The sequence below is a fragment of the Cohnella lupini genome (assembly GCF_003386205.1).
In the GTDB taxonomy this organism is placed as follows: domain Bacteria; phylum Bacillota; class Bacilli; order Paenibacillales; family Paenibacillaceae; genus Cohnella; species Cohnella lupini.
In genome coordinates this window covers 1-19,182 of the sequence record NZ_QRDY01000035.1, presented here as the reverse complement: position 1 = coordinate 19,182, position 19,182 = coordinate 1, and the positions used below count along the sequence as shown (strand labels likewise).

Here is a 19,182-nt window from a genome sequence, read left to right as displayed (position 1 = left end):
CTGTGACTATCGGTGTCTTTAGAGCTTGAAATGTTGAACCGACTTTTGCAATTCGACCGACATAGCGTTCATCTGCTCGATCGCGCCAGTGATTTCCTGCATGGTGGCGCTTTGCTGTTGCGCTCCAGAAGCGACTTCCTCCGTGCCTGCCGCTTGCTCCTGCGTGACGCTGGAGATTTGCTGCATGGACGCGGAGATCGAGACGAAAGATTGCTCGACCTTCTCCAATGCCTTCTGAAGCAGATCCGTACGGTCGGAGAATCGCGATACGCCCGAATGGATCGTATTGAAATTCTCGTAGGTGCCGCTAATCCAACTATGGCCTTGCTCAGCGGCTTGACGGCCTTCGCCGACCAAGTCGATCACGAGCTTGCTGTTCTCCTGAGTTCCGGATACCAGTTGCCTTACGGATAAGGCGGCTTCGGCGGATTGGGCGGCAAGCTTCTTCACTTCTCCGGCTACGACGGCGAAGCCTTTGCCCATTTCTCCTACGCGGGCGGCTTCGATCGAAGCGTTAAGCGCCAGTAGATTGGTTTGCTCGGAAATATCGGAAATCATGTTGATGATGCCGCCGATTTCCTTAGATCTTTCCCCGAGATTCAGTGCGGCCTCCTGGGATTGGCTCATGACATCCTTGATGACGCTCATCTGGTGAAGGGTCTGTTCGACCAATTGTTGGCCGTCCTCGCTCTGCGTTCGAACTTGTTGAGCGATTTGACGCATTTCTTTCATATCTTCCGAGACATCGGTCAGCTCGCTATCGATTTCGTTGATTAGTGCCGTGCTGTTAGCAACGCTATTGACGATGTCGTTAATGCCATCGCTCATCTGGCTAGTGGATTCCGCCGCTTGCTGCGCGCTTCTGCTCGTTTCGTCGGCGGAATGCAGGAGCTGGGTGCTCGTAGCCGAGACTTGATCCGAAGATTGGCGAATCTGGCGGATCAGCGTTTGAAGGTTTTTGCCCATTTCGCCGAAGGAGTCGGCTAGCTTGCCAAGCTCGTCCTTGCGCGATACCGAAAGCTGTTCGCGGAGGTCTCCGGTGGCGACCTTCTCCGTGGCGATCATGAGGTTCCGGATCGGTCTTGTGATGATTTTACTGATTACGACAGCAAGAAGAGTTCCGATGACGAGCACGAGAGCGGTAATCCAGAACGTCGTCCAGAAGATGGAGTCGGACGTCTCGGGAACGACGGAAGCGTCGAGATCGATGCCCAATATCCCGTAGCTTTCCTGATTCGCGTCCTGTAGCGGCATGAATATCGATTTATGTATGCCGTATTCGTCGGTGTAAATGCTGCTCAGCATTTCCTTGTTATTCGCAATGGCGTCGTTCATCTCAGAGGTGAAGGGATACGGTGTCCCGTAATCGTCGGGAACGCCGGATAGAACAAGAATACGTTCCTCCCCCTGGCTCTTAGATAGGATGTAAATGTTCTCTAACCCATGCGTGGCTTGAAGCTTCTCAAGCTCTCCTTTGATGACGGCATAATTCGGGTCGTCCGTGCCTTTAAGCTCCGTATCCGAGCCAGGAAGGTCGGACAGCATATCGGCGGCGATCTGAATGTCCGTCTGCAGCCTCATATCGAATTGTTCGAGCAGCTTGCCTATCAGGTTCTGGTTGACGTAGTAACCGGAGAAAGCGAAGGCGGCGCTCGTGAATAATTGGAGAAGAAGAATGCTTAACGCGATTTTGACCGTAAGATGGTTTACGAACCAAGCTTTGACGGATTTCAACATTGATTACTTGCCTCCACTTGCGAGCATAAGGGAACTTTCATAGACTTCCGATATTCGCGTTTTCAAATAATTTACGATCTCATCGATGTGCTCCGTCTGGGTGTACGGCGAGATGACGAAGAGCTTGGCCGCGTACAACGGTACCGAATGGCTGTCCGCTGTAGGAACCATCAGATGCTTTTTGGTATCGCCGAAGAAAATCTTGTCGCGATGACGTCCGAGCGACTCGAATAGCCTGTCGTTCAGCTCGTTGGTTTGCTCGATTTCCTTGCGCGTGCGTTCGCCTCGGATTTCCGAGGAGAGGTGGGACGTTCCGTCGGGGTAGATTCGGAACAGAGTAATGATTCCCGGATTGTTCGGATTCGCGATGACCGCTTCCGGAATCCGGAGTGTTAGAGCCTTGCGGAACGCGATGTTAACGTCGACGAATTGGGCGAGCAGACGTTGGTAGCCTTCGATTCCGAAAGCCAGCAGCGCGCTGTAGATGCTGATGGAGCTAGCCATTCGGGAGCATTCCAGCGTATAGCCGGTGTGGTACTGCCCATATCCCCGGTGCCCGACGTAAGGAGTCTCGTCCGCGTCCAGATCCATCGGCTTGAGATCCTCGGCGTTCTTCACGAGAAATAGGCTGGTGGAGTAAGGAGTTTGTCCCAATTTCTGAAAATCGAAGCACAAGGAATCCGCGAGGTGAAGATGCTTCATGCGACCGCGAATGGCCTGTAAGGCATTTAATGTATCAGGTTCGAGCTTAAGCTCGTTAGCCGCGAAATCATAGTCGTTGTAGAAGGCGAAAAATCCGCCGAGAGCCGAATCGGCATGGATATGAGGCTTGGCGATTCCGTGGACGGCCGCAATATCTCCGGCTAATTGGGAAATCTCGCTCAAGTCGTCAATTCCCATTGCGTCGGTCGTACCCGTCGTAGCCACTATGTAGACCGGCGTGCCTCCCAATCGGATGATGAGCTCCATTTTATCCCGCAAATCCCTAATATCCATGGAACTATCCGGTAAAGTCCGTACTTTAATCAGATTGTTGCTTCCGATTCCCGTGGCTTCCATGGACTTGAACAGGCTATAATGCGCGGCTTCGGAACAGAACGCGTACAAGTTCTGGGGAACGCCGGTCTGCGAGGCATGAGGTGCATGCTTGGCTATAGCGAGGCGCAAACCCGTGAAAATGGCCCCTTGCCCACCCCAAGTGGTGTATCCTCCGCTTCGCGAGCTGTCGTAGCCGACGAGCTTGGACATCATCGCGATAACCTTGACTTCCGCTTCTGCTCCAGCCGGTCCGTATACGTCCCATAGATTGTTGCCGTTCACCATAAACGCCGCGATCATGCCTATAATTCCCGGAATGCTCGCCATAGGCAAAATGTTGGTCAGAAAATACTTCGTGTGGTACGGGTGGGAGTGAAGCAGCTTTAACAAGTGCTCGTTTACTTCTTCCATCGGCGTACTTTTGCCCGGAATCTCGCTCGTGCGGACGAGATCGCCGTAGAAATTCCCGTCGCGTTGCTTGATCCCCTTCAAATTCACGGTGTCCGGATCCTTCAGATTATCGACGCCGCTAAGGATTTGTTCGATCAGTCCAAGAAATAATGCCCGTTGATCCGGGTTGCCGTCGTCGCTGGGAAACCATTTTCTAACATCCGTTTGCTGCTGCATGAACATTAATTGCCCTCTTTCTGTCGTTTAATAGCAAAACTATGAAAATCGTTACAATTCCGAATACGACAAAAAGCGGCATACTAGTAAGAGCCATAGTAAACCGCCTGCAATTCCTGCAACTGGCTGACATTCCCGGAGGGAGTAGTCCCTATAGCTTTGCGTCACTACCTTTCGGTAGTTTTGCCGTATTCGGTTATTTAGAACTATCGTTGAAGCTCCCATGTCCCGGAAGTGCAGTTACTATTGCCTAGACATAGCGGGTTGTATTCATGAAATACACATTACTATTTTCTCAGTTCAATATCAATACAATTGGGGGGAATTTACACAAATCGTCATGTTTTACCTCGAAATTGGAAGCGCAATTAATGGGGGGCATAAGCTAAAAGGGACTTATGACGCTTGTTGGGACTAGACAAAAGAGGTTTATGCCGAATTCTATCTAGACCTGTCGCCCATCATAAGCAGACCAAGCCGAATTAACGAAGCAAGTTCGCTAACTCCGCCCAACAAACGTGACCCGAGCCGAATTAACGAAGCAACCTCGCTAACTCCGTCCAACATTCGCGAACCGAGCGGAATTAACGAAGCAACCTCGCTAACTCCGTCCAACATAAGCAGACCAAGCCGAATTAACGAAGCAACCTCGCTAACTCCGCCCCCAAACCCGCCAATGCCGCTAAATCCCTTCTATTTCCATGGCGAAAAGCGCTTTGTTCCAGGTAAGTTAGTAGCGACTATCGGACTCCTCGGGTGATACAATATGGCTAAGAAAAATAAGAAAGCCTGGTGGATTTCACTCGCGCTATCCGGCTTAACTTATCGATTGGGGAGCGGAATGATGGAGAGGAAGACAATGGAATCGGCGCTGTTTCGCAGCAGGGGGACGAGAGAGTCGGGCAAAGTGTCTTTTATAGAATTGTTCTTCGATTTGGTCTTCGTGTTCGCGGTGACTCAGCTATCGCATTCCTTCTTGGAGAACTTTACGCTGGAGGGGGCGGTCCGGCTCGGACTGATCACGATGGCCGTATGGTGGGTATGGATTTTCACGGCGTGGGTTATCAATTGGCTGAATCCCGAGACGAAGCCGGTTAGGTTAATGCTAATCGTTCTCATGCTGCTGGGCCTCATCATGTCGACTTCCATACCGGAAGCATTCGGACACTCAGGCCTCTACTTCGCGTTAGCCTATACGATTTTCCAAGTCGGTCGGACGGCTTATACCATATGGGTATTGAGAGAAGGATCCGTCGAGCTCAGGATCAATTTTACGCGTATTCTCGGATGGCTGGTCTTGTCCGGGGCTTTCTGGATCGCGGGAGGGTTCGCGCATGAATCCTGGCGTCTAGGGTTATGGGGCGTAGCTCTCATCATTGAATATATTTCCCCTTCGTTAGGCTTCTGGCTGCCTAAGCTTGGCCGGACACCGACTCAAGTATGGGACGTGGAAGGCTCCCACATGGCCGAGCGTTGCGGCCTGTTCATTATTATCGCGTTGGGAGAATCGATTCTCGTGACGGGGGCGACATTCGCGAAGCTGGAGTGGAGCCCTACTCATTTGGCGGCGTTCGTCGTCTCTTTCGCGGGGACGGTGGCGATGTGGTGGATTTATTTCGAGATGACGGCGAAGACGGGGCATCATTATATCGCGCACTCCGAGGATCCGGGCAGGGTTGCTCGCTCAGCCTATACGTACACGCATCTGCTACTGGTGGCGGGAATCATCGTGGCTGCCGTCGCTGACGAGCTGCTGCTTGCTCATCCTACCGGCCACACGGACGCGAAGACCGCCGCGGTTATCCTGGGAGGACCGGGACTCTACCTGCTCGGGAATATGCTTTTTATGAAAATAGTTGCTAGCGTTATCCCAAAGGCGTATATCGCGGGGTTCGTTGCCCTAGCGGTTCTTATCCCGTTCGCCACTGAACTTACGCCTTTGCTCTTGTCGGCTGTCGTTGCCGTCGTGCTTGCGGCCGTAGCGATGTGGGGATCCGTCTTCACGGAGCGGCTGTGTCGATTGCTTCCGCAGGCCTTGAACAAACAAGCGCAAGGCTAGGGAGAAGAAATGCACGACTATGCGGCCGTATCCTTGTGCCGACGCGGCCAGAACGTATAGGTGAAGCTGACCAGGAAATCTATGCCGAGCACGAGCGACCAAGTACGAATGAGCTGCGACAGTCCGCTAGTGCGGCTTTCCGCGTTCACCATGAGAATCATGCCGTACAGAATAACGCAGCCGATCGCCCAAGCGAGCAAATGCTTGTACCAGCCTTGGCGTTCCCGAGAGGCATGCTCCTTCCCGTAAACCTTCGGGTTCACGGGAGCGGGACCCTCCGCGAAACGGTGGGCGAATCGAACGTCCGCCCATTTGATCATCGAATGGCCATAGACGACCGACACCGCGATATAGATCGCCGCGATGCCGTGAACGACGCTAGCTTCGGCACCGCCGCGCAGATCGATCACCGTAACCGCAAGCAGAACCAAGTCGATCAACGGAGTGCATAGCAACAGTAGTGCTCCGGCTCTTTTCCAACCCAATAAATAGCGGCACGTCAAACCTGCGAGAACGAATATCCAGAACGCGATTTCGCATCCGATTATAAAAGCGGGGATGTTTCTCACTCCTTCGTTATTGTTGCTGTCACTAGCAGCTTTTCTCTCTAATTATATTAACTATTTTCGAGAGTATGTATGGTTACTAGATTAAACCGCCTCAGACGTGAACGCATGGAAGGCCGGGAACCGTCCTCTATCGTAGTGCTCCCGGCCTTCGTTCACGACGTCAGAACGGAGAGCCGGGAATCGCGCAACCCGGAAAAGCGTTCACGTCCTGCACGGCGTCGTAAGGATACCGCTTGGTGGCGAACTGGCTTTGGTACAAATATTCTTGAAGAACCACATTGCCTTCGCTTAAGCTGCATAGCACTCCCGTTACGCCCTGTCCGTTCGCGAGCGATAGACCGACGGGCTGTCCGACCAAGTACGTTGCTTTCGATAACCATGGCGTCTGAAGCATACGAATTCACCTCCGCCGAATAGTGTATGCGGGGCATTAGCGGAGAGTAACCTTCAAGGCTCCGGTTGTGCCTGCATAAGCTGCTTAAGCTTCGATTTCGTAGAGGTTTCAGGCGCCGGAGTATAAATGCTGCACCGTAAATCCGCATCCCCGTGCACTTGCAGCGATGTAAGCTGGAATAGCATTTTTCTGGCTTTGGCGTGCCTGAATTCGAGCAGCACCTCCGGAGCCGAGCTCACCTTGCTCGCCTCCCATAGGCGATTAAAGTCCGGATGGGTATCCTTCATCTCCGCCAGAAACTCCTCGTACCATTCATCCTCCACGTATTGCCCGTAATAAGCCCGGAATATCGCAAGGAATCCGCTGGCGAACTGCTCCCAATTCACGGCTAACCGCTGAAACTCCTTTCTGGTAAACACTAAACGGATCATGTTTCTCTCTTCGGGAGGGATAAGCTCGAAATTCAAGAAGACGTGGGCAGCCGCTTCGTTCCAGCCGACGATATGGCATCTGCGGTCGGAGATGATCGTCGGGCAATAGGTCAGCTCCTGAAGAATGATTCTAAGGGAAGGGCTGATCTGAGGAATCTCTTCCTCTTCCAAGCTGGCGCCCGACGAGGTTTCTAGCGCAAGCGCAAAAAGATACTTGCGCTCGTCGGAAGTTAGTCGCAGCGCCGTGGCTACGTTATCCAAGACGAACGACGATACCTTGATATCCCTGCCCTGTTCTAACCACGTGTACCAAGTATGGCTCACCTCCGCTAACTGAGCGACTTCCTCCCGTCTTAATCCGGGCGTTCTTCTTCGGTTCCCTTCAGGCAAGCCGACGGCTTGGGGAGTCAGCTTGGCTCTCTGTGCTTTAAGAAATTGCGATAACGCTTGAAGCCTCGTATGCGAATTCAAGGTAGACTCACGTCCTTGCAAATCATATCGTATATCGTATTATTCATTATAATAGGATAAATGACAACTTGTAATAGGATAATCAACATGACATGATGAGGACAAGGTTAATTCTAGAACCAGTTCGAGGAGGAAATTGTCATGGAAAGAGTCGTCATTACGGGAATGGGCGCGATAACGCCGCTAGGGAACGACGTGGAAACCTTCTGGACCCGGCTCGTTCGCGGAGATTCCGGAGTTTCGTCTATAGATGCTTTCGATACGGATAAATTCAAGGTGAAAATAGCGGGCATGGTTCGGGATTTCGATGCCAAGGAGCTTTTCGGGCTTAAAGAAGCGCGGAGAATGGACCGTTTCAGCCAATTCGCGGTAGCGGCCGCGGATCAAGCATTAGCCGATTCCGGCATCGATCTGGAACGGATGGACAAGGAGAGAATGGGCGTATACGTCGGATCGGGTATCGGCGGGATACAGACTTTAATGGATCAACATACGGTATTGGGCGATCGCGGCCCCGACAGAGTGAGTCCTACTCTGGTTCCGATGATGATCTCTAACATGGCAGCCGCGTTAATTAGCATTAGAACGGGCGCGCTAGGTGCGACATTATCGCCGGTAACGGCGTGCTCCATCGGCAATACGGCAATCGGGGAAGCTTTCTTCAGCATTCAATCCGGAAGGGCGGACGTCATATTCGCGGGCGGATCGGATGCCGCGGTTACCGAAATTTCGTTAGCCAGCTTCACGAACGCAACGGCTCTATCGGCGAGGAACGAAGATCCCGAAAGGGCTAGCCGGCCGTTCGACGCAGGGAGAGATGGCTTTGTCATGGCTGAGGGCGCCGGGATTCTCGTGCTTGAATCGCTGTCTCATGCTTTGCGGAGAAATGCCCGGATCTACGCCGAGGTCATCGGGTATGGAGCCAGCTCGGATGCGTACCATATGGTGGCGACCCATCCGGAAGGCGACGGTGCGTACCGGGCAATGAAATTGGCGCTACAAGAAGCGAAAATAGCGCCAAGCGACGTAGACGTGATCAGCGCGCATGCGACCAGCACCGAGCTCGGAGACAAATCCGAAACGGCGGCCATTAAGAAATTATTCGGAGAAGACGCTTATCGTATTCCGATTACGGCGAATAAGTCGATGACGGGCCATATGTTCGGAGCAGCGGGCGGCGTGGAGGCTATCGCGTTGGTTAAGAGCTTGCGGGAAGGTATCATCCCTCCGACGATTAATCAGCAAGAGAGAGGGGAAGGCTGCGACTTGGATTACGTTCCTAATGTCGCCCGTACCGCCGATTTAACGATCGGAATGTCGAATTCCTTCGGATTCGGCGGTCATAACGCGGTTATCGTTCTAAAGAAATACGTCGAGCAGTAAATCAGATCGCGAAGGGGAAAACAATATTGAAAAACCAAGCGAGCATTGAAGGACGGGAGCTTATCGTCAACCGGGTGCTTAAAGCTCCGCGCGAGCTGGTACACGATACGTGGACGGATCCGAAGCATCTTGCCAACTGGTGGGGACCGATGGGATTCACGATTACGATACTTGAGGCGGATATTAGACCGGGCGGGGTATGGCGCTACTTGATGCACGGTCCGGACGGAGTGGACTATCCGAATCGGATAGACTATATCGAAATCGTTAAACCGGAAAGTTTGGTTTATGAGCACGGCGAAGACAAAGATAACGATCCGAGTCGATTCCATGTGCAGGTAACTTTCGAGCGGGAAGGGGACAAGAAGACGTCCCTAACGATGAAATCGCTTTTTCCGACGGTCGAGGCTCTTCGGATCGCGGTCGAGAATTACGGTGCTGTGGAAGGCGCGATGTCGACTTTGGATCGCTTGGAGGATTTGTTGGCGACGGTCGACAAATAAGGATGGTTAAGCGAACGGGCTAATGAGATTAAGCGCTTCGGAGGCCGGGAACCAAGTTCCCGGCTTCTTTTCGTTACGCGGCACATCGATTGCCCCAATCGCAAGATCATGATAAAGTATGGGCAACTTATTCGAAGCGAGGTGCCGTAGGTGGAACTAACGTATCTGAGAACCTTTCGCGAAGTGGCGAAATGGGGAAGCTTCACTCGTGCCGCAGAAGCTCTGGGATATGCCCAATCGAGCATAACGACGCAGATACAGAAGCTGGAGGAATCATACGGCGCCGTCCTCGTGGAGCGGTTCGGAAGAGGCATGAAGCTGACGATTGCCGGCGAAGCTCTATTGCAATATGCCAACGACATCTACAGACTGCATGAGGAGTCCAAAGAAGTCGTATCCAAACAATCCAAAGGGACGCTCTCCATCGGAACGATCGAGACTTTGGCGGCTTTTTTCCTCCCTCCGAAGCTTCAGGCGTATCGCCGCGATTACCCGGACGTCAACGTCGTTATCCAACCGGGCAACGAGCCCTTCATTATCGATTCGGTGAAAGAAGGCGCTCTGGACGTCGGAATCATTCTGGATCCCCCGTTCTCCGATCCCGAGCTTCACGTTAACATTCTAAGGGAAGAAACGATGGCTATCATTGCGAGTCCCGATCACAGATTGGGCGAACTTAGCGAAGTCCGCGTCGAAGATCTGGAGAGCGAATCCTTGATCATGACGGAGGATGGCTGCACCTATCGGGCGATGCTGCTCAAGGTACTGAAGGGCAATCAAGTGAACTACAATCTTTCTTACGAATTCGGCAATTTGGAAGCTATCAAGCAATGCGTGATCTACGGTCTTGGTATCGCGTTGCTGCCGCGAATAACGGTAGCGGAGGAAATTCGGAAAGGCCAAATCGTTGCTGTTCCTTTCGTCCATCCCGAGTGTAAATTCTACACGCAACTGATCTATTCCAAGAAAAAATGGCAGTCGAAAGCGTTTCTCGGCTTCGTCGAGCTCATCGGCGGAATCAATCATCAAAATCATTGATGCTTCTCATAGATTTCTATCGATAACTCCGGTATTCGGGATCGTGTTACATTGAATTCAAGAAACGATAACCCTACTGGAGGTAAACCCAATGACAATCCCAGCTCATCGTTCTCTCGTTCTCGAGACTCCTGCCGCACCGCCTGAGCATACTCATAGGCACTTCATGAATAAGCTTTCCGTGGAAACGGACGTAGCTGATGTACGTTACGATATGCAGCATAATGTTGACGATTTTCTATTGATCGATGTTCGCAGCGCCAAAGCCTATGGAGAGTGCCATGTCCCAGGCGCGATTAACCTTCCTTCCAACCAGATCGACTTGGAGACGACGGCGGCTTTTTTGAAAGAACGAGTGATCGTCGTTTATTGCTGGGGACCGGCCTGCAACGGCGGCACCAAGGGAGCTGCCCGCCTCTCCGGTCTTGGGTTCAGAGTAAAAGAGATGCTCGGAGGGATCGAGTATTGGCGGAAGGAAGGCAACGAGGTGGATGGCACTCTTGGAGAAACGGCTTCTTTAATCGGCTAATCCGATTAATGAAGCCGCTTCAAATCGCCCTATTGGAGCAATCTACTATTTATGAATTCAATTGACGATTCAAGTAGCGATAAATCATCATGACGGCTTGAGCCCGGGACCCATTAGCCTTCGGAAAGAGTTTGTTCTGATTTGTACCCGACAGGATGCCGGCGGACAGAACGTTAGTGTAAGCGGGTACTGCCCACTTGCTAACTCCACTTGCGTCTTCGAAAGAGAGTACGGTTTTCGCCTCGCTGTTAACCGGTACATCATTCCCATAATAGTCATTAACGAGTATTCGACCGATGATCGAGACCATTTCTTCTCCCGTTATGTAATCGTCGGGACGGAAGCGATGATTACGATCGCCTTTGACAAGCCCGCCTTTGACAGCCACTGCCACGGAATGCTCATACCATGTTTCTTTCGGAACATCCGTAAATTCGGTTTCCTCCGGACTGTTTTCGATGCCTAATCCCTTAATGATCATATCGACGAACTCTGCTCGAGTGATCGCCTTATCAGGCCGAAAAGTGTGATCGCTATATCCATTAACCAAAAAGCGGTCCGCCATCCACGTAATTTCTTCGCTCGCCCAGTGGCCGTTAATATCGATTAACGGTTCTTGCTTGGTTATCGCTGAGACGTCGGTATCGCCGATAATCGTAAAACGCAACAGGCGATCGGAATAGCTTGATTCCGCGTATCTGTTATTGGCTAGGATGCCCACGCGGCTTGCCGTATTGATATCCGGTTCAAGCATTAAATCGACTAGGACGGGTATTCGGTTATTTACCCAGCCGCCAATACCGATCTTAAAGCTTGTCGTAATCGCTTGCGCCCCAGCCTGTTTGCCGGCATTAGGAAGTTTCCGGCGAAGGATCGAAAAAGTCGTCGTATTAGTCGGCAAATCCGCACTGTTGATAGTCATAGTAACGGATGGAGACTGAACGACAAACGAGCTCTCCATAGCTTTAAGGTAGTTTAAGAACGGGTTGCTCATCGTAATCGAAGTGCTTGCATCCCAAGGTTCGCCGATTTTAACTACGAAACGATGAACCGGACTCGCGCGGGCGCTTAGTTCCTTTTTGTAATCCTCGAATGAAGGAGTGATTTCAGTGCTTCCAGAAGGAAGCCTAGCATCTAAAACAATGAAGTCCTCGGTTGGAGAGTTCACCGTATGTCCAGGGTTTTCCGGCGATGGTTCTTGTGCGCTCGGCGAAAAGGGTACGGTAATATTAAGCTTGTAGCTGTTCCCAAACGTTCCGTCTATCATCGCGACTTGAAAGACAACGGTTGTCGTCTTACCGGGCGGTAGATCAATCGGAGAAGAGGTATGCCCGTCGGCAATCGGTTCCCCGTTAATTAGGACTTTGGCCGTACCGGTCTGAAGAGTCGGCGTAAACTTAATGCTTGACGGCGCCTTGGAAGCATAAGTGTAGGTTAAGGACCCGGCGTCTAGATTAAAGCTAGAATCCAAGAAGGTATTTAAGCTCGAGTCATTGGAAGCGATGGCAGTCATTTTTTGCAAACTTGAATTATATGAACAATTTACCGATTTATTGGACTCAATTTGATTGTTTAATATAGCGATATTAAAACGGTAAGTTTTACCTGGCGTTAACCCGTTTAAGGTGAATTTACTGGTGCTAAGGGGTAAAACTTTAAACACTTGAGCACCTTCGAGCTCATACGACACCACGATTTCTTTAATATCGGAACGTCCGGTCGGCAGCGTCCAACTTATCGTTACTTCGGTATCCGTACCGGTCGTCGTTACAGATTGAACGGTCGGAACAGGTTGTCTTGTCACCGTAATGGAGTATGTGCTGACAGTCCCCTTTTCTCCGACTGTCTCCACAATAAAAACGGTTTTTCCGTCGCTATTAAAGGGTTGCTTTTCTAGAGTAAGAACATCAGAGGCTTGTCCGCTCGTTAATGGTACATTGTTCAATCGAAGATTTAGAGAACTGTTTTGCGCCACGGCTGTTAATCGGGTCTGCGATCTTTCGCTGTTAACCGTCGCGGTATAGTCGTGAATGGATGGATTAAAAGGTTGATCGAGAGGGATATCCTGTAATGAAAGAGAGGAGAGGCCGTCGATAATTGAGGTGTCGGCCGCCTCCGCAGAAGGATGATAGATAACCAAAGCTGTAATAATAAACACTGCTAATAAGATAAACCGTTGTCTCAAGAAAATGCCTCCCGTGATGTATAGAACCAAGGAATTACCTTCAGTTCTCGCTTCCGCAGTATGTAGTACGATTCATGAACTTAATCATTCATTATATTCGAGTAATGTTTAATCTCATTAAGATAATTGTTTTCTTAGATTAAACTTGTCAGAGCAAAGGCAAAGGCCAGTTAAATTCTCCGTTTGAACGAATTGATTTTCGTCCAACATGGTATTGAGGTGAATACCGTGAAAATACTTATCGTCGCGGGTAGCATAGTCGTTCCCCTGATCATGGTGATGCTGCGTAAATACTGGGTGAAGTCTCAAACGGTCTTTAACGCGTTATCGATCCTATCCGCGCTCGTTTTCGGCAATATCGCCGCTATTTCCGTGCAAGAAATCATTGAAGACCACACCGTATTCATGACGAATATCCATGAGGTTTTCTTAAATCCGTACTTTCTCTCGACGGGGGCCTATATCGGAGTGTATCTCCTGTATAGGTTGCTGCTTATATCCATGGAGGAAATCTAGGTTAACGATAGGTTTAGAAACGAACGATTGCCGCGTCGGTTATTCCGGTGATCGTTTTTTGTCATGTCAGCGTCGACCGGCGTCTGGAGCGGAATGCAACTTATTGAGGTAGACGGAGTCTAATCAGCAATTGCATTTTTCTGGAAAACGCTAGTCAACGAGGAGAGGGAATATGGAGATTTCATCATCGACCGAAGGCAGAAAAGCGCTGATCATCGGATCAGGCATCGGAGGACTTTGCGCGGCCATTGCGCTGCAAAGAGCGGGGTGGCGGGTGAATCTTTTCGACAAAACTCCCTCCAGATCGGAAGCCGGAGCGGGAATCGTACTTGCCGCGAATGCCGTTAAAGTACTTCGAAAGCTTGGAGTAGCCGAAAAAGTACTTGCTCACGGCGTGCCGGTGGGGAAAGCGGAAATTCGTACGCGGGATGGCAAACTGTTAGTGGATCTACCGACCAAGAAGCAAGCGGAGCTATACGGTACGCCGAGTTATCTGATTTACCGGGCCTCATTGCAGTCTGTTCTTGACGAACAACTGGAGATGGAATCTCGCGTTCAGTTCAATAAGAGGCTCGTTGAATGGGAGCAGGACGGAGACAAAGTAACCGCTCTATTCGAGGACGGCACCAAGCAGTCCGGTGATGTTCTCATCGGCGCGGATGGCCTTCATTCTACCGTAAGGGAGCTTATGATGAACGGAGGAGATCCGCTTAGATATTCCGGGTATACCGCTTATCGGGGGATTTCGGTCTTCCAAGACAATCGATACATAGAGGAGATCGGCGGCGGATTCGAAGCATGGGGCGCGGGAAAGCGATTCGGATATTCCCATCTTGGACAAGGGCGAATTTACTGGTTCGCCGCGATTAATTCACGGGAAGGGAGCCCTAATTCGATTCCTTCCGGAGCAAGAAAACAATCCGTTCTGCGGCATTTTCAGGGATGGTATCGGCCAATCGAGGCGGTAATCGAAGCAACGGAGGATTCTTCGATATTGAATCATGATATCTATGATCGAAAGCCGCTTAGGACTTGGTGCGAAGGCAGAGTTACTTTGCTTGGCGATTCGGCGCATCCCATGCTACCTAATCTAGGCCAAGGCGGCGCTCAAGCGATGGAGGATTCCTTGGTTTTAGCTGAATGCTTGAGTATGGGGAGCGATAACGTTGCATCGGCTTTGCTTACTTACGAGCATAATCGGATACCGAGAACGACCCGCGTCGTTCGTCAGTCCAGGAGAATGGGAAGGCTCGTCCAGATCGAGAGCGCTTTAGGAGTCGGCATGCGCAATCTGTTGCTGCGTTCGTTACCGGGAGATTTTCAAGCAAACCGTCTGAGATGGCTATTGGGATATGAGCATTAATCCTCCCGTTAGCCCGCGAGTTTCGAAACCCCGATTTTCCCGTTTCAAAATTTATCATTACCTCGCGCTGCCGTTCATATCCCGTTCACAAAAGTATTATATATTGTTCTTCGAGGCTTTCCGTAGTTCGCAACCGAGTATTCGCTCCAATTGTCCCGTGTAGGAAGCGAGCTCATGTTGTTTCGATAGAAAATCAAGCATGGCGCGTACGAGAACCGATCGAGGAATCTCTTCCGCAAGCTGTTCGCTTAGGATAATAACCGCGTCCATGAGCTCCGTTTTTCTGGAAAGGGGAATGACAAGCTCATTGACGGCCATCTCCATTTGCTGCAAGAGATCGGACTTTATGTTTTCGTTCGAAGGCTGCGTTCCTTCCATCGTTTGATGGATGAATTTCTTGACGCCCGAATCGTCGAATAGCGGTTGCGGCTTCTTACGTAGCAATCCTACCGCGATCTCCTCTATTCGGTCTACGACATACGATGAGAGTCGAGTCGGATCCAGAGGGTTGTTCAACAGGTGCCCGAACATCGTATACTGCTTCATCATCCCGACGTAGACGGAAATCAGATCCCATTTGTAAGGCGCAATGTCCTCTCCGAGCCCATGGACCAAGCAGTCTCCGTAATAATTCATGAGCTTGGCTTTAATTCCGGATAGGTAGAGTCCCAGCTTGGTGCCTTCTTGAGCTTGAAGCTCTTGCGCGTCCTGAATGCTGAATTTGAACTCCGCCATGAATTCCAGTTGGAGCAGGGTTTCCCGGGCGAGCCGCTGCAAAGGGAGCAATTGAAGCTCGTTGCGAATCAACTCGGCTTGTTCGCTCATGTACTGGAACCTGAATTCGAACACTTCGATGAGCAAGTCCTCTTTGGACGAAAAGATTTTATATAAGGAACCTTTGGCGATCCCGCAGTCGTTCGCGATATCCTGTATGGAAGTCGAAGCGAAACCTTTTTCGGCAAAAAAACGAATGGCTGATGTTAGGATGCGTTGTCTTAGCAAGCTCATATTTTCCACCCCTCCAAAAAATAGGCATTGACTTTCAGGCCCGATCGGACGAAAATGATACTTATGGTTACGTGACCCATTGGTTTTTTGAAGAAACTGCTGGTCATGCCGTTAAGCTATATCCTACCCGTTATGCTTAGCGTTGTAAACCGATTACTTCTCATGAAAGAAGGCTTGATGACATGTCAGCACAGACCGCCGCTCACCCGACAGGGGAGCAACCATTCTCGATAAAGACCATTATCGCACCGCTGCTTGCCGTTATCGTCGGGATGATCATGGTCATTCTGGACAGCACGGTCGTAAACGTAGCGTTATCTCAATTCGAGAAGGAGTTCGGCAGCAGCCTGAACACCATTCAATGGACGTTCACCGGCTATACTCTCGCATTGTCCGCCGTTATCCCGCTCGCGGGATGGATGACCGATAAATTCGGCTCCAAACGGATATTCCTCATTACGATTGCCTTATTTACGCTCGGGTCGGCTTTATGCGCCGCCGCCCAGACGATCGACCAATTAATTATTTTCCGCATCATCCAAGGTCTTGGCGGCGGTATGGTTATGCCGATCGGTATGGCCATGATCTTCCGTCTTGCTCCTCCGGAACGTCGGGGTTCCGTCATGGGGATGCTTGGCATTCCGATGCTTATGGCTCCGGCGCTCGGCCCCGTACTTTCGGGGTGGTTGATCGAGGAAGCGACTTGGCACTGGATTTTCTTGATCAACGTGCCGATCGGTATCGTGGCATTGCTCATCGGTATGAAGTACTTGCCGAAGTTCGCTTCAGGCAAAGCACCCGCACTGGATATTCTAGGAATGATCCTGGCTCCGATCGCGTTCGCTACCCTAGCTTATGGCGTCAGCGAGGGCGGGAGAAACAGCTGGTCAGCCGACAATACGCTTATTGCACTTGCCGTCGGAGGACTTGCGCTGATTCTGTTCATCATAGTGGAGCTTCGCCATCGCCAACCGTTGCTGGAGCTGCGCGTATTCCGTTCCTCCGACTTCACGCGGGGAATATTGCTCACGTGGATGGTTCAGATCTCTTTGTTCGGCGCCATGATTCTCGTGCCCGTGTACCTTCAGAACGTAATGGGTTACGATGCGTTCGAGACAGGCTTAATCATGCTTCCTCAAGCGATCGGCTCCATGATATTCATGCCGATCGGCGGTAGATTGTTCGATAAGATCGGCGCTCGCCCGCTAGCGATCGTCGGGCTGCTGTCGGTATCCGGAGCGTTGTTCCTTCTGTCCAACGTGACGCTTGATACTTCTATCCGCGAAATCATTCTTCCTCTATTCATGGTAGGTTCGGGGATGGGGCTTTCCATGATGTCGTTAAATACGCATGTGCTGAATGCCGCGCCGCGCCACCTCGTGAGCCGGGTAACTCCGCTTACGACTGCGGCACAGCAAGTCGTAACCTCGTTTGCCGTAGCCGGATTGACCGGATACCTTACGACTCGTACCGGAGATCATTTGAAGGGCGCCGGCGCCAACGGCAATCCATTGGATGCAATGGTGTCCGCATTCAACGATACGTTCCTCTTGTCCATGGGGTTGGCATTGTTTGGCTTCGCGATGGCATTCCTGTTGCGTAAGCCGAAGGTCGTGGCATCAAGCGGGACGGCGCCGCTTGAGAAGCCGGACGCGACCGCGATGATGGGTCACTAAGCTAAGCATTTTGGCTCATAATATGAGAAAGCGCAGCAGGGCTATTTCGCCCAGGCTGCGCTTTTGTCGTTGTCATCGGCTCAACGCGGGGGAAGAGGTCCGAAATATTGGTAATACGTACATTCGATTTGGCCGTTGAAGAGCTTCCGTTTCTTGTCCGCCTTTCGGCCGAACCTCGTTTCGAAGGTCTTGTCCGGAGTGATGATAAAGTGGGACCAGTTTCTCAGTTGTTTGGCGGCGTTACCGAGTTGTTTGGTCAGCAGATCGACCTCGGACGCGGTCCCGATTCGCTCTCCGTACGGCGGGTTGGTGATCATGCAACCGTAATCGCCATCCGGTCGAATGTCCGCCACCGGAATGACGTTGAGCTTGATTTCCTTGCTGAGCCCGGCATTCCTCACGTTCGCTAACGCTGCCTTGATCGCATCCGCGTCAATGTCGGTGCCGACGATGTTCATGGGAGTATCTTCGCGCATGAGATCGAAGGCTTCTTCCCGGGCTTCCTCCCATAATTCCGGAGGGAGGTTCGGCCAATCTTCGGAGTTGTATCGGCGGTGAAGTCCCGGAGCGATATTTAAACCGATTAGCGCGGCCTCGATCAGGATCGTGCCCGATCCGCAGAACGGATCGTAGAGCGGACGCTCCGGGCGCCATCTGCTAAGCAGGATCATTGCGGCAGCAAGCGATTCGCGCAATGGCGCTTCCGTCGTATCGACTCGGTAGCCGCGCTTGTGGAGCCCGGAGCCCGTCGTATCCAGCGTTAACGTGGCGATGTCGTTGAGGAGCGTAACCTCCGCCACGTAACGCGGTCCCGTCTCCTGGAACCACTCGATGTCGTAGCGCTCTTTCATTTTCTCCACGATAGCTTTCTTAACGATGCCTTGGCAGGCCGGGACGCTGCTTAATTGTGACTTATGGGAGCGGCCGTCCACGGGAAACTCGCCATCGAGCGGAATCCAATTCGGCCAGTCAAGCGCCTTCGTCCCTTCGAACAAATCGTCGAAGGTGAGCGCTTCGAATTCGCCCATTTTGACGAGAATCCGACCAGCGGTCCTTAGCCACATATTGGCGATGCAAATATCTTTCTCGGTACCGTAGAAGGTTACTCGACCGTTCTCCACGAGCTGCTCCTCGTAGCCTAACGCTTTCAGTTCCCGGGAGAGTATGGCTTCAAGGCCCATCGGCGTCGTTGCAATCAATTCGTATTTGGTCATTAGTCTGGGGATCACTCGCTTCTGGAAGATCATTCCTTGTGCTGTTCCGCCTTTGTGGGGAACCCTATGTATAACTCCATCGTAAACATTCTCGCCCGAAAAAGAAAGAGCGAACCGCATAGCGGAAGGGGAATGGAAGAAGATAGTAAGGAAATCGGACTAAGTCTGCGCTCGGCGGGCGGCGTATGGTGGCGAGATGGTACGGAGATCGGACTATGTCCGTCCATTTCACGCGAATCGAGGCGAGATGGTACGGAAATCGGACTAAGTCTGCGCTCGGCGGGCGTATGGTGGCGAGATGGTACGGAGATCGGACTATGTCCGTCCATTTCACGCGAATCGAGGCGAGATTATACGAAAATGGAGTACCTCAAAAAAGCAAAAAAAATGCCCGCCACCCCGTTTTTGAACTTGACGTTTTTTAAAAGCTTACGACGTTCC

General features: G+C 51.4%; 16 protein-coding genes and 1 riboswitch. Of the genes, 8 read left to right on the top strand and 8 right to left on the bottom strand.

Annotated elements, in window-relative coordinates; all coding sequences use genetic code 11:
* Positions 1-18 precede the first annotated feature (18 nt).
* Together DFP95_RS27025 and DFP95_RS27020 are read right to left on the bottom strand one after the other, a co-directional pair.
* Entirely contained in the window at positions 19-1,737 is a 1,719-nt protein-coding gene (locus DFP95_RS27025; protein WP_245988005.1) for a methyl-accepting chemotaxis protein, read from the bottom strand.
* A 3-nt stretch (positions 1,738-1,740) separates the two neighbouring features.
* Positions 1,741-3,402 carry a pyridoxal phosphate-dependent decarboxylase family protein gene (locus DFP95_RS27020; protein ID WP_115995804.1) on the bottom strand — a complete coding sequence of 554 codons (1,662 nt, stop codon included), beginning with the start codon at positions 3,400-3,402 and terminating at the stop codon, positions 1,741-1,743.
* 114 nt (positions 3,403-3,516) lie between these two features.
* Positions 3,517-3,600, bottom strand: a riboswitch (cyclic di-GMP riboswitch).
* A gap of 568 nt (positions 3,601-4,168) precedes the next feature.
* Between DFP95_RS27020 and DFP95_RS27015 the strand changes: the two genes are divergently transcribed.
* Positions 4,169-5,461 carry a low temperature requirement protein A gene (locus DFP95_RS27015; RefSeq protein WP_245988002.1) on the top strand — a complete coding sequence of 431 codons (1,293 nt, stop codon included), beginning with the start codon at positions 4,169-4,171 and terminating at the stop codon, positions 5,459-5,461.
* Between the two features lie 17 nt (positions 5,462-5,478).
* Here the strand turns inward: DFP95_RS27015 and DFP95_RS27010 are convergent, their stop codons facing one another.
* The 3 genes from DFP95_RS27010 to DFP95_RS27000 all read right to left on the bottom strand — a co-directional run bounded on the left by DFP95_RS27010 (position 5,479) and on the right by DFP95_RS27000 (position 7,326).
* Positions 5,479-5,946 (bottom strand): hypothetical protein, encoded by a 468-nt coding sequence (locus tag DFP95_RS27010; protein WP_342768295.1) that lies wholly within the window; start codon positions 5,944-5,946, stop codon positions 5,479-5,481.
* Between the two features lie 244 nt (positions 5,947-6,190).
* A complete protein-coding gene (locus DFP95_RS27005; RefSeq protein WP_115995787.1) occupies positions 6,191-6,424 on the bottom strand; it encodes a hypothetical protein in 234 nt (77 codons plus the stop codon).
* Positions 6,425-6,477: 53 nt separating this feature from the next.
* Complete coding sequence (locus DFP95_RS27000; RefSeq protein WP_115995786.1) at positions 6,478-7,326, bottom strand: helix-turn-helix transcriptional regulator; 849 nt, start codon at positions 7,324-7,326, stop codon at positions 6,478-6,480.
* 141 nt (positions 7,327-7,467) lie between these two features.
* Between DFP95_RS27000 and fabF the strand changes: the two genes are divergently transcribed.
* The 4 genes from fabF (at position 7,468) to DFP95_RS26980 (ending at position 10,779) form a co-directional block, all read left to right on the top strand.
* Entirely contained in the window at positions 7,468-8,709 is a 1,242-nt protein-coding gene (gene fabF / locus DFP95_RS26995) for a beta-ketoacyl-ACP synthase II (protein ID WP_115995785.1), read from the top strand.
* 26 nt (positions 8,710-8,735) lie between these two features.
* Positions 8,736-9,212, top strand: a complete 477-nt coding sequence (locus DFP95_RS26990; protein WP_115995784.1) for an SRPBCC family protein — start codon at positions 8,736-8,738, stop codon at positions 9,210-9,212.
* 150 nt (positions 9,213-9,362) lie between these two features.
* Positions 9,363-10,250 (top strand): LysR family transcriptional regulator, encoded by an 888-nt coding sequence (locus tag DFP95_RS26985; RefSeq protein ID WP_115995783.1) that lies wholly within the window; start codon positions 9,363-9,365, stop codon positions 10,248-10,250.
* Positions 10,251-10,341: 91 nt separating this feature from the next.
* On the top strand, positions 10,342-10,779 hold the full coding sequence (locus tag DFP95_RS26980) for a rhodanese-like domain-containing protein (protein WP_245988000.1): 438 nt from the start codon (positions 10,342-10,344) through the stop codon (positions 10,777-10,779).
* A 49-nt stretch (positions 10,780-10,828) separates the two neighbouring features.
* Here the strand turns inward: DFP95_RS26980 and DFP95_RS26975 are convergent, their stop codons facing one another.
* The gene (locus tag DFP95_RS26975; protein ID WP_147304227.1) at positions 10,829-12,964 is read right to left on the bottom strand and encodes an S-layer homology domain-containing protein; all 2,136 of its coding nucleotides are present in this window, start codon (positions 12,962-12,964) and stop codon (positions 10,829-10,831) included.
* A gap of 228 nt (positions 12,965-13,192) precedes the next feature.
* On the opposite strand from DFP95_RS26975, the gene DFP95_RS26970 reads away from it, so the two are divergent.
* Both DFP95_RS26970 and DFP95_RS26965 read left to right on the top strand, forming a co-directional pair.
* Entirely contained in the window at positions 13,193-13,480 is a 288-nt protein-coding gene (locus tag DFP95_RS26970) for a transposase (protein WP_115995781.1), read from the top strand.
* Between the two features lie 172 nt (positions 13,481-13,652).
* The gene (locus tag DFP95_RS26965) at positions 13,653-14,843 is read left to right on the top strand and encodes an FAD-dependent monooxygenase (RefSeq protein WP_115995780.1); all 1,191 of its coding nucleotides are present in this window, start codon (positions 13,653-13,655) and stop codon (positions 14,841-14,843) included.
* 96 nt (positions 14,844-14,939) lie between these two features.
* Here DFP95_RS26965 and DFP95_RS26960 read toward each other — a convergent pair whose 3' ends face one another.
* Positions 14,940-15,851 (bottom strand): TetR/AcrR family transcriptional regulator, encoded by a 912-nt coding sequence (locus tag DFP95_RS26960; protein ID WP_115995779.1) that lies wholly within the window; start codon positions 15,849-15,851, stop codon positions 14,940-14,942.
* A 182-nt stretch (positions 15,852-16,033) separates the two neighbouring features.
* Here DFP95_RS26960 and DFP95_RS26955 point away from each other — a divergent pair, with 182 nt between their 5' ends.
* Positions 16,034-17,527 (top strand): DHA2 family efflux MFS transporter permease subunit, encoded by a 1,494-nt coding sequence (locus DFP95_RS26955; RefSeq protein WP_115995778.1) that lies wholly within the window; start codon positions 16,034-16,036, stop codon positions 17,525-17,527.
* A gap of 80 nt (positions 17,528-17,607) precedes the next feature.
* On the opposite strand, the gene DFP95_RS26950 is transcribed toward DFP95_RS26955, so the two are convergent.
* Positions 17,608-18,741, bottom strand: coding sequence for a THUMP domain-containing class I SAM-dependent RNA methyltransferase (locus DFP95_RS26950; RefSeq protein WP_115995801.1), 1,134 nt, complete (start codon positions 18,739-18,741; stop codon positions 17,608-17,610).
* Between the last annotated feature and the right edge of the window lie 441 nt (positions 18,742-19,182).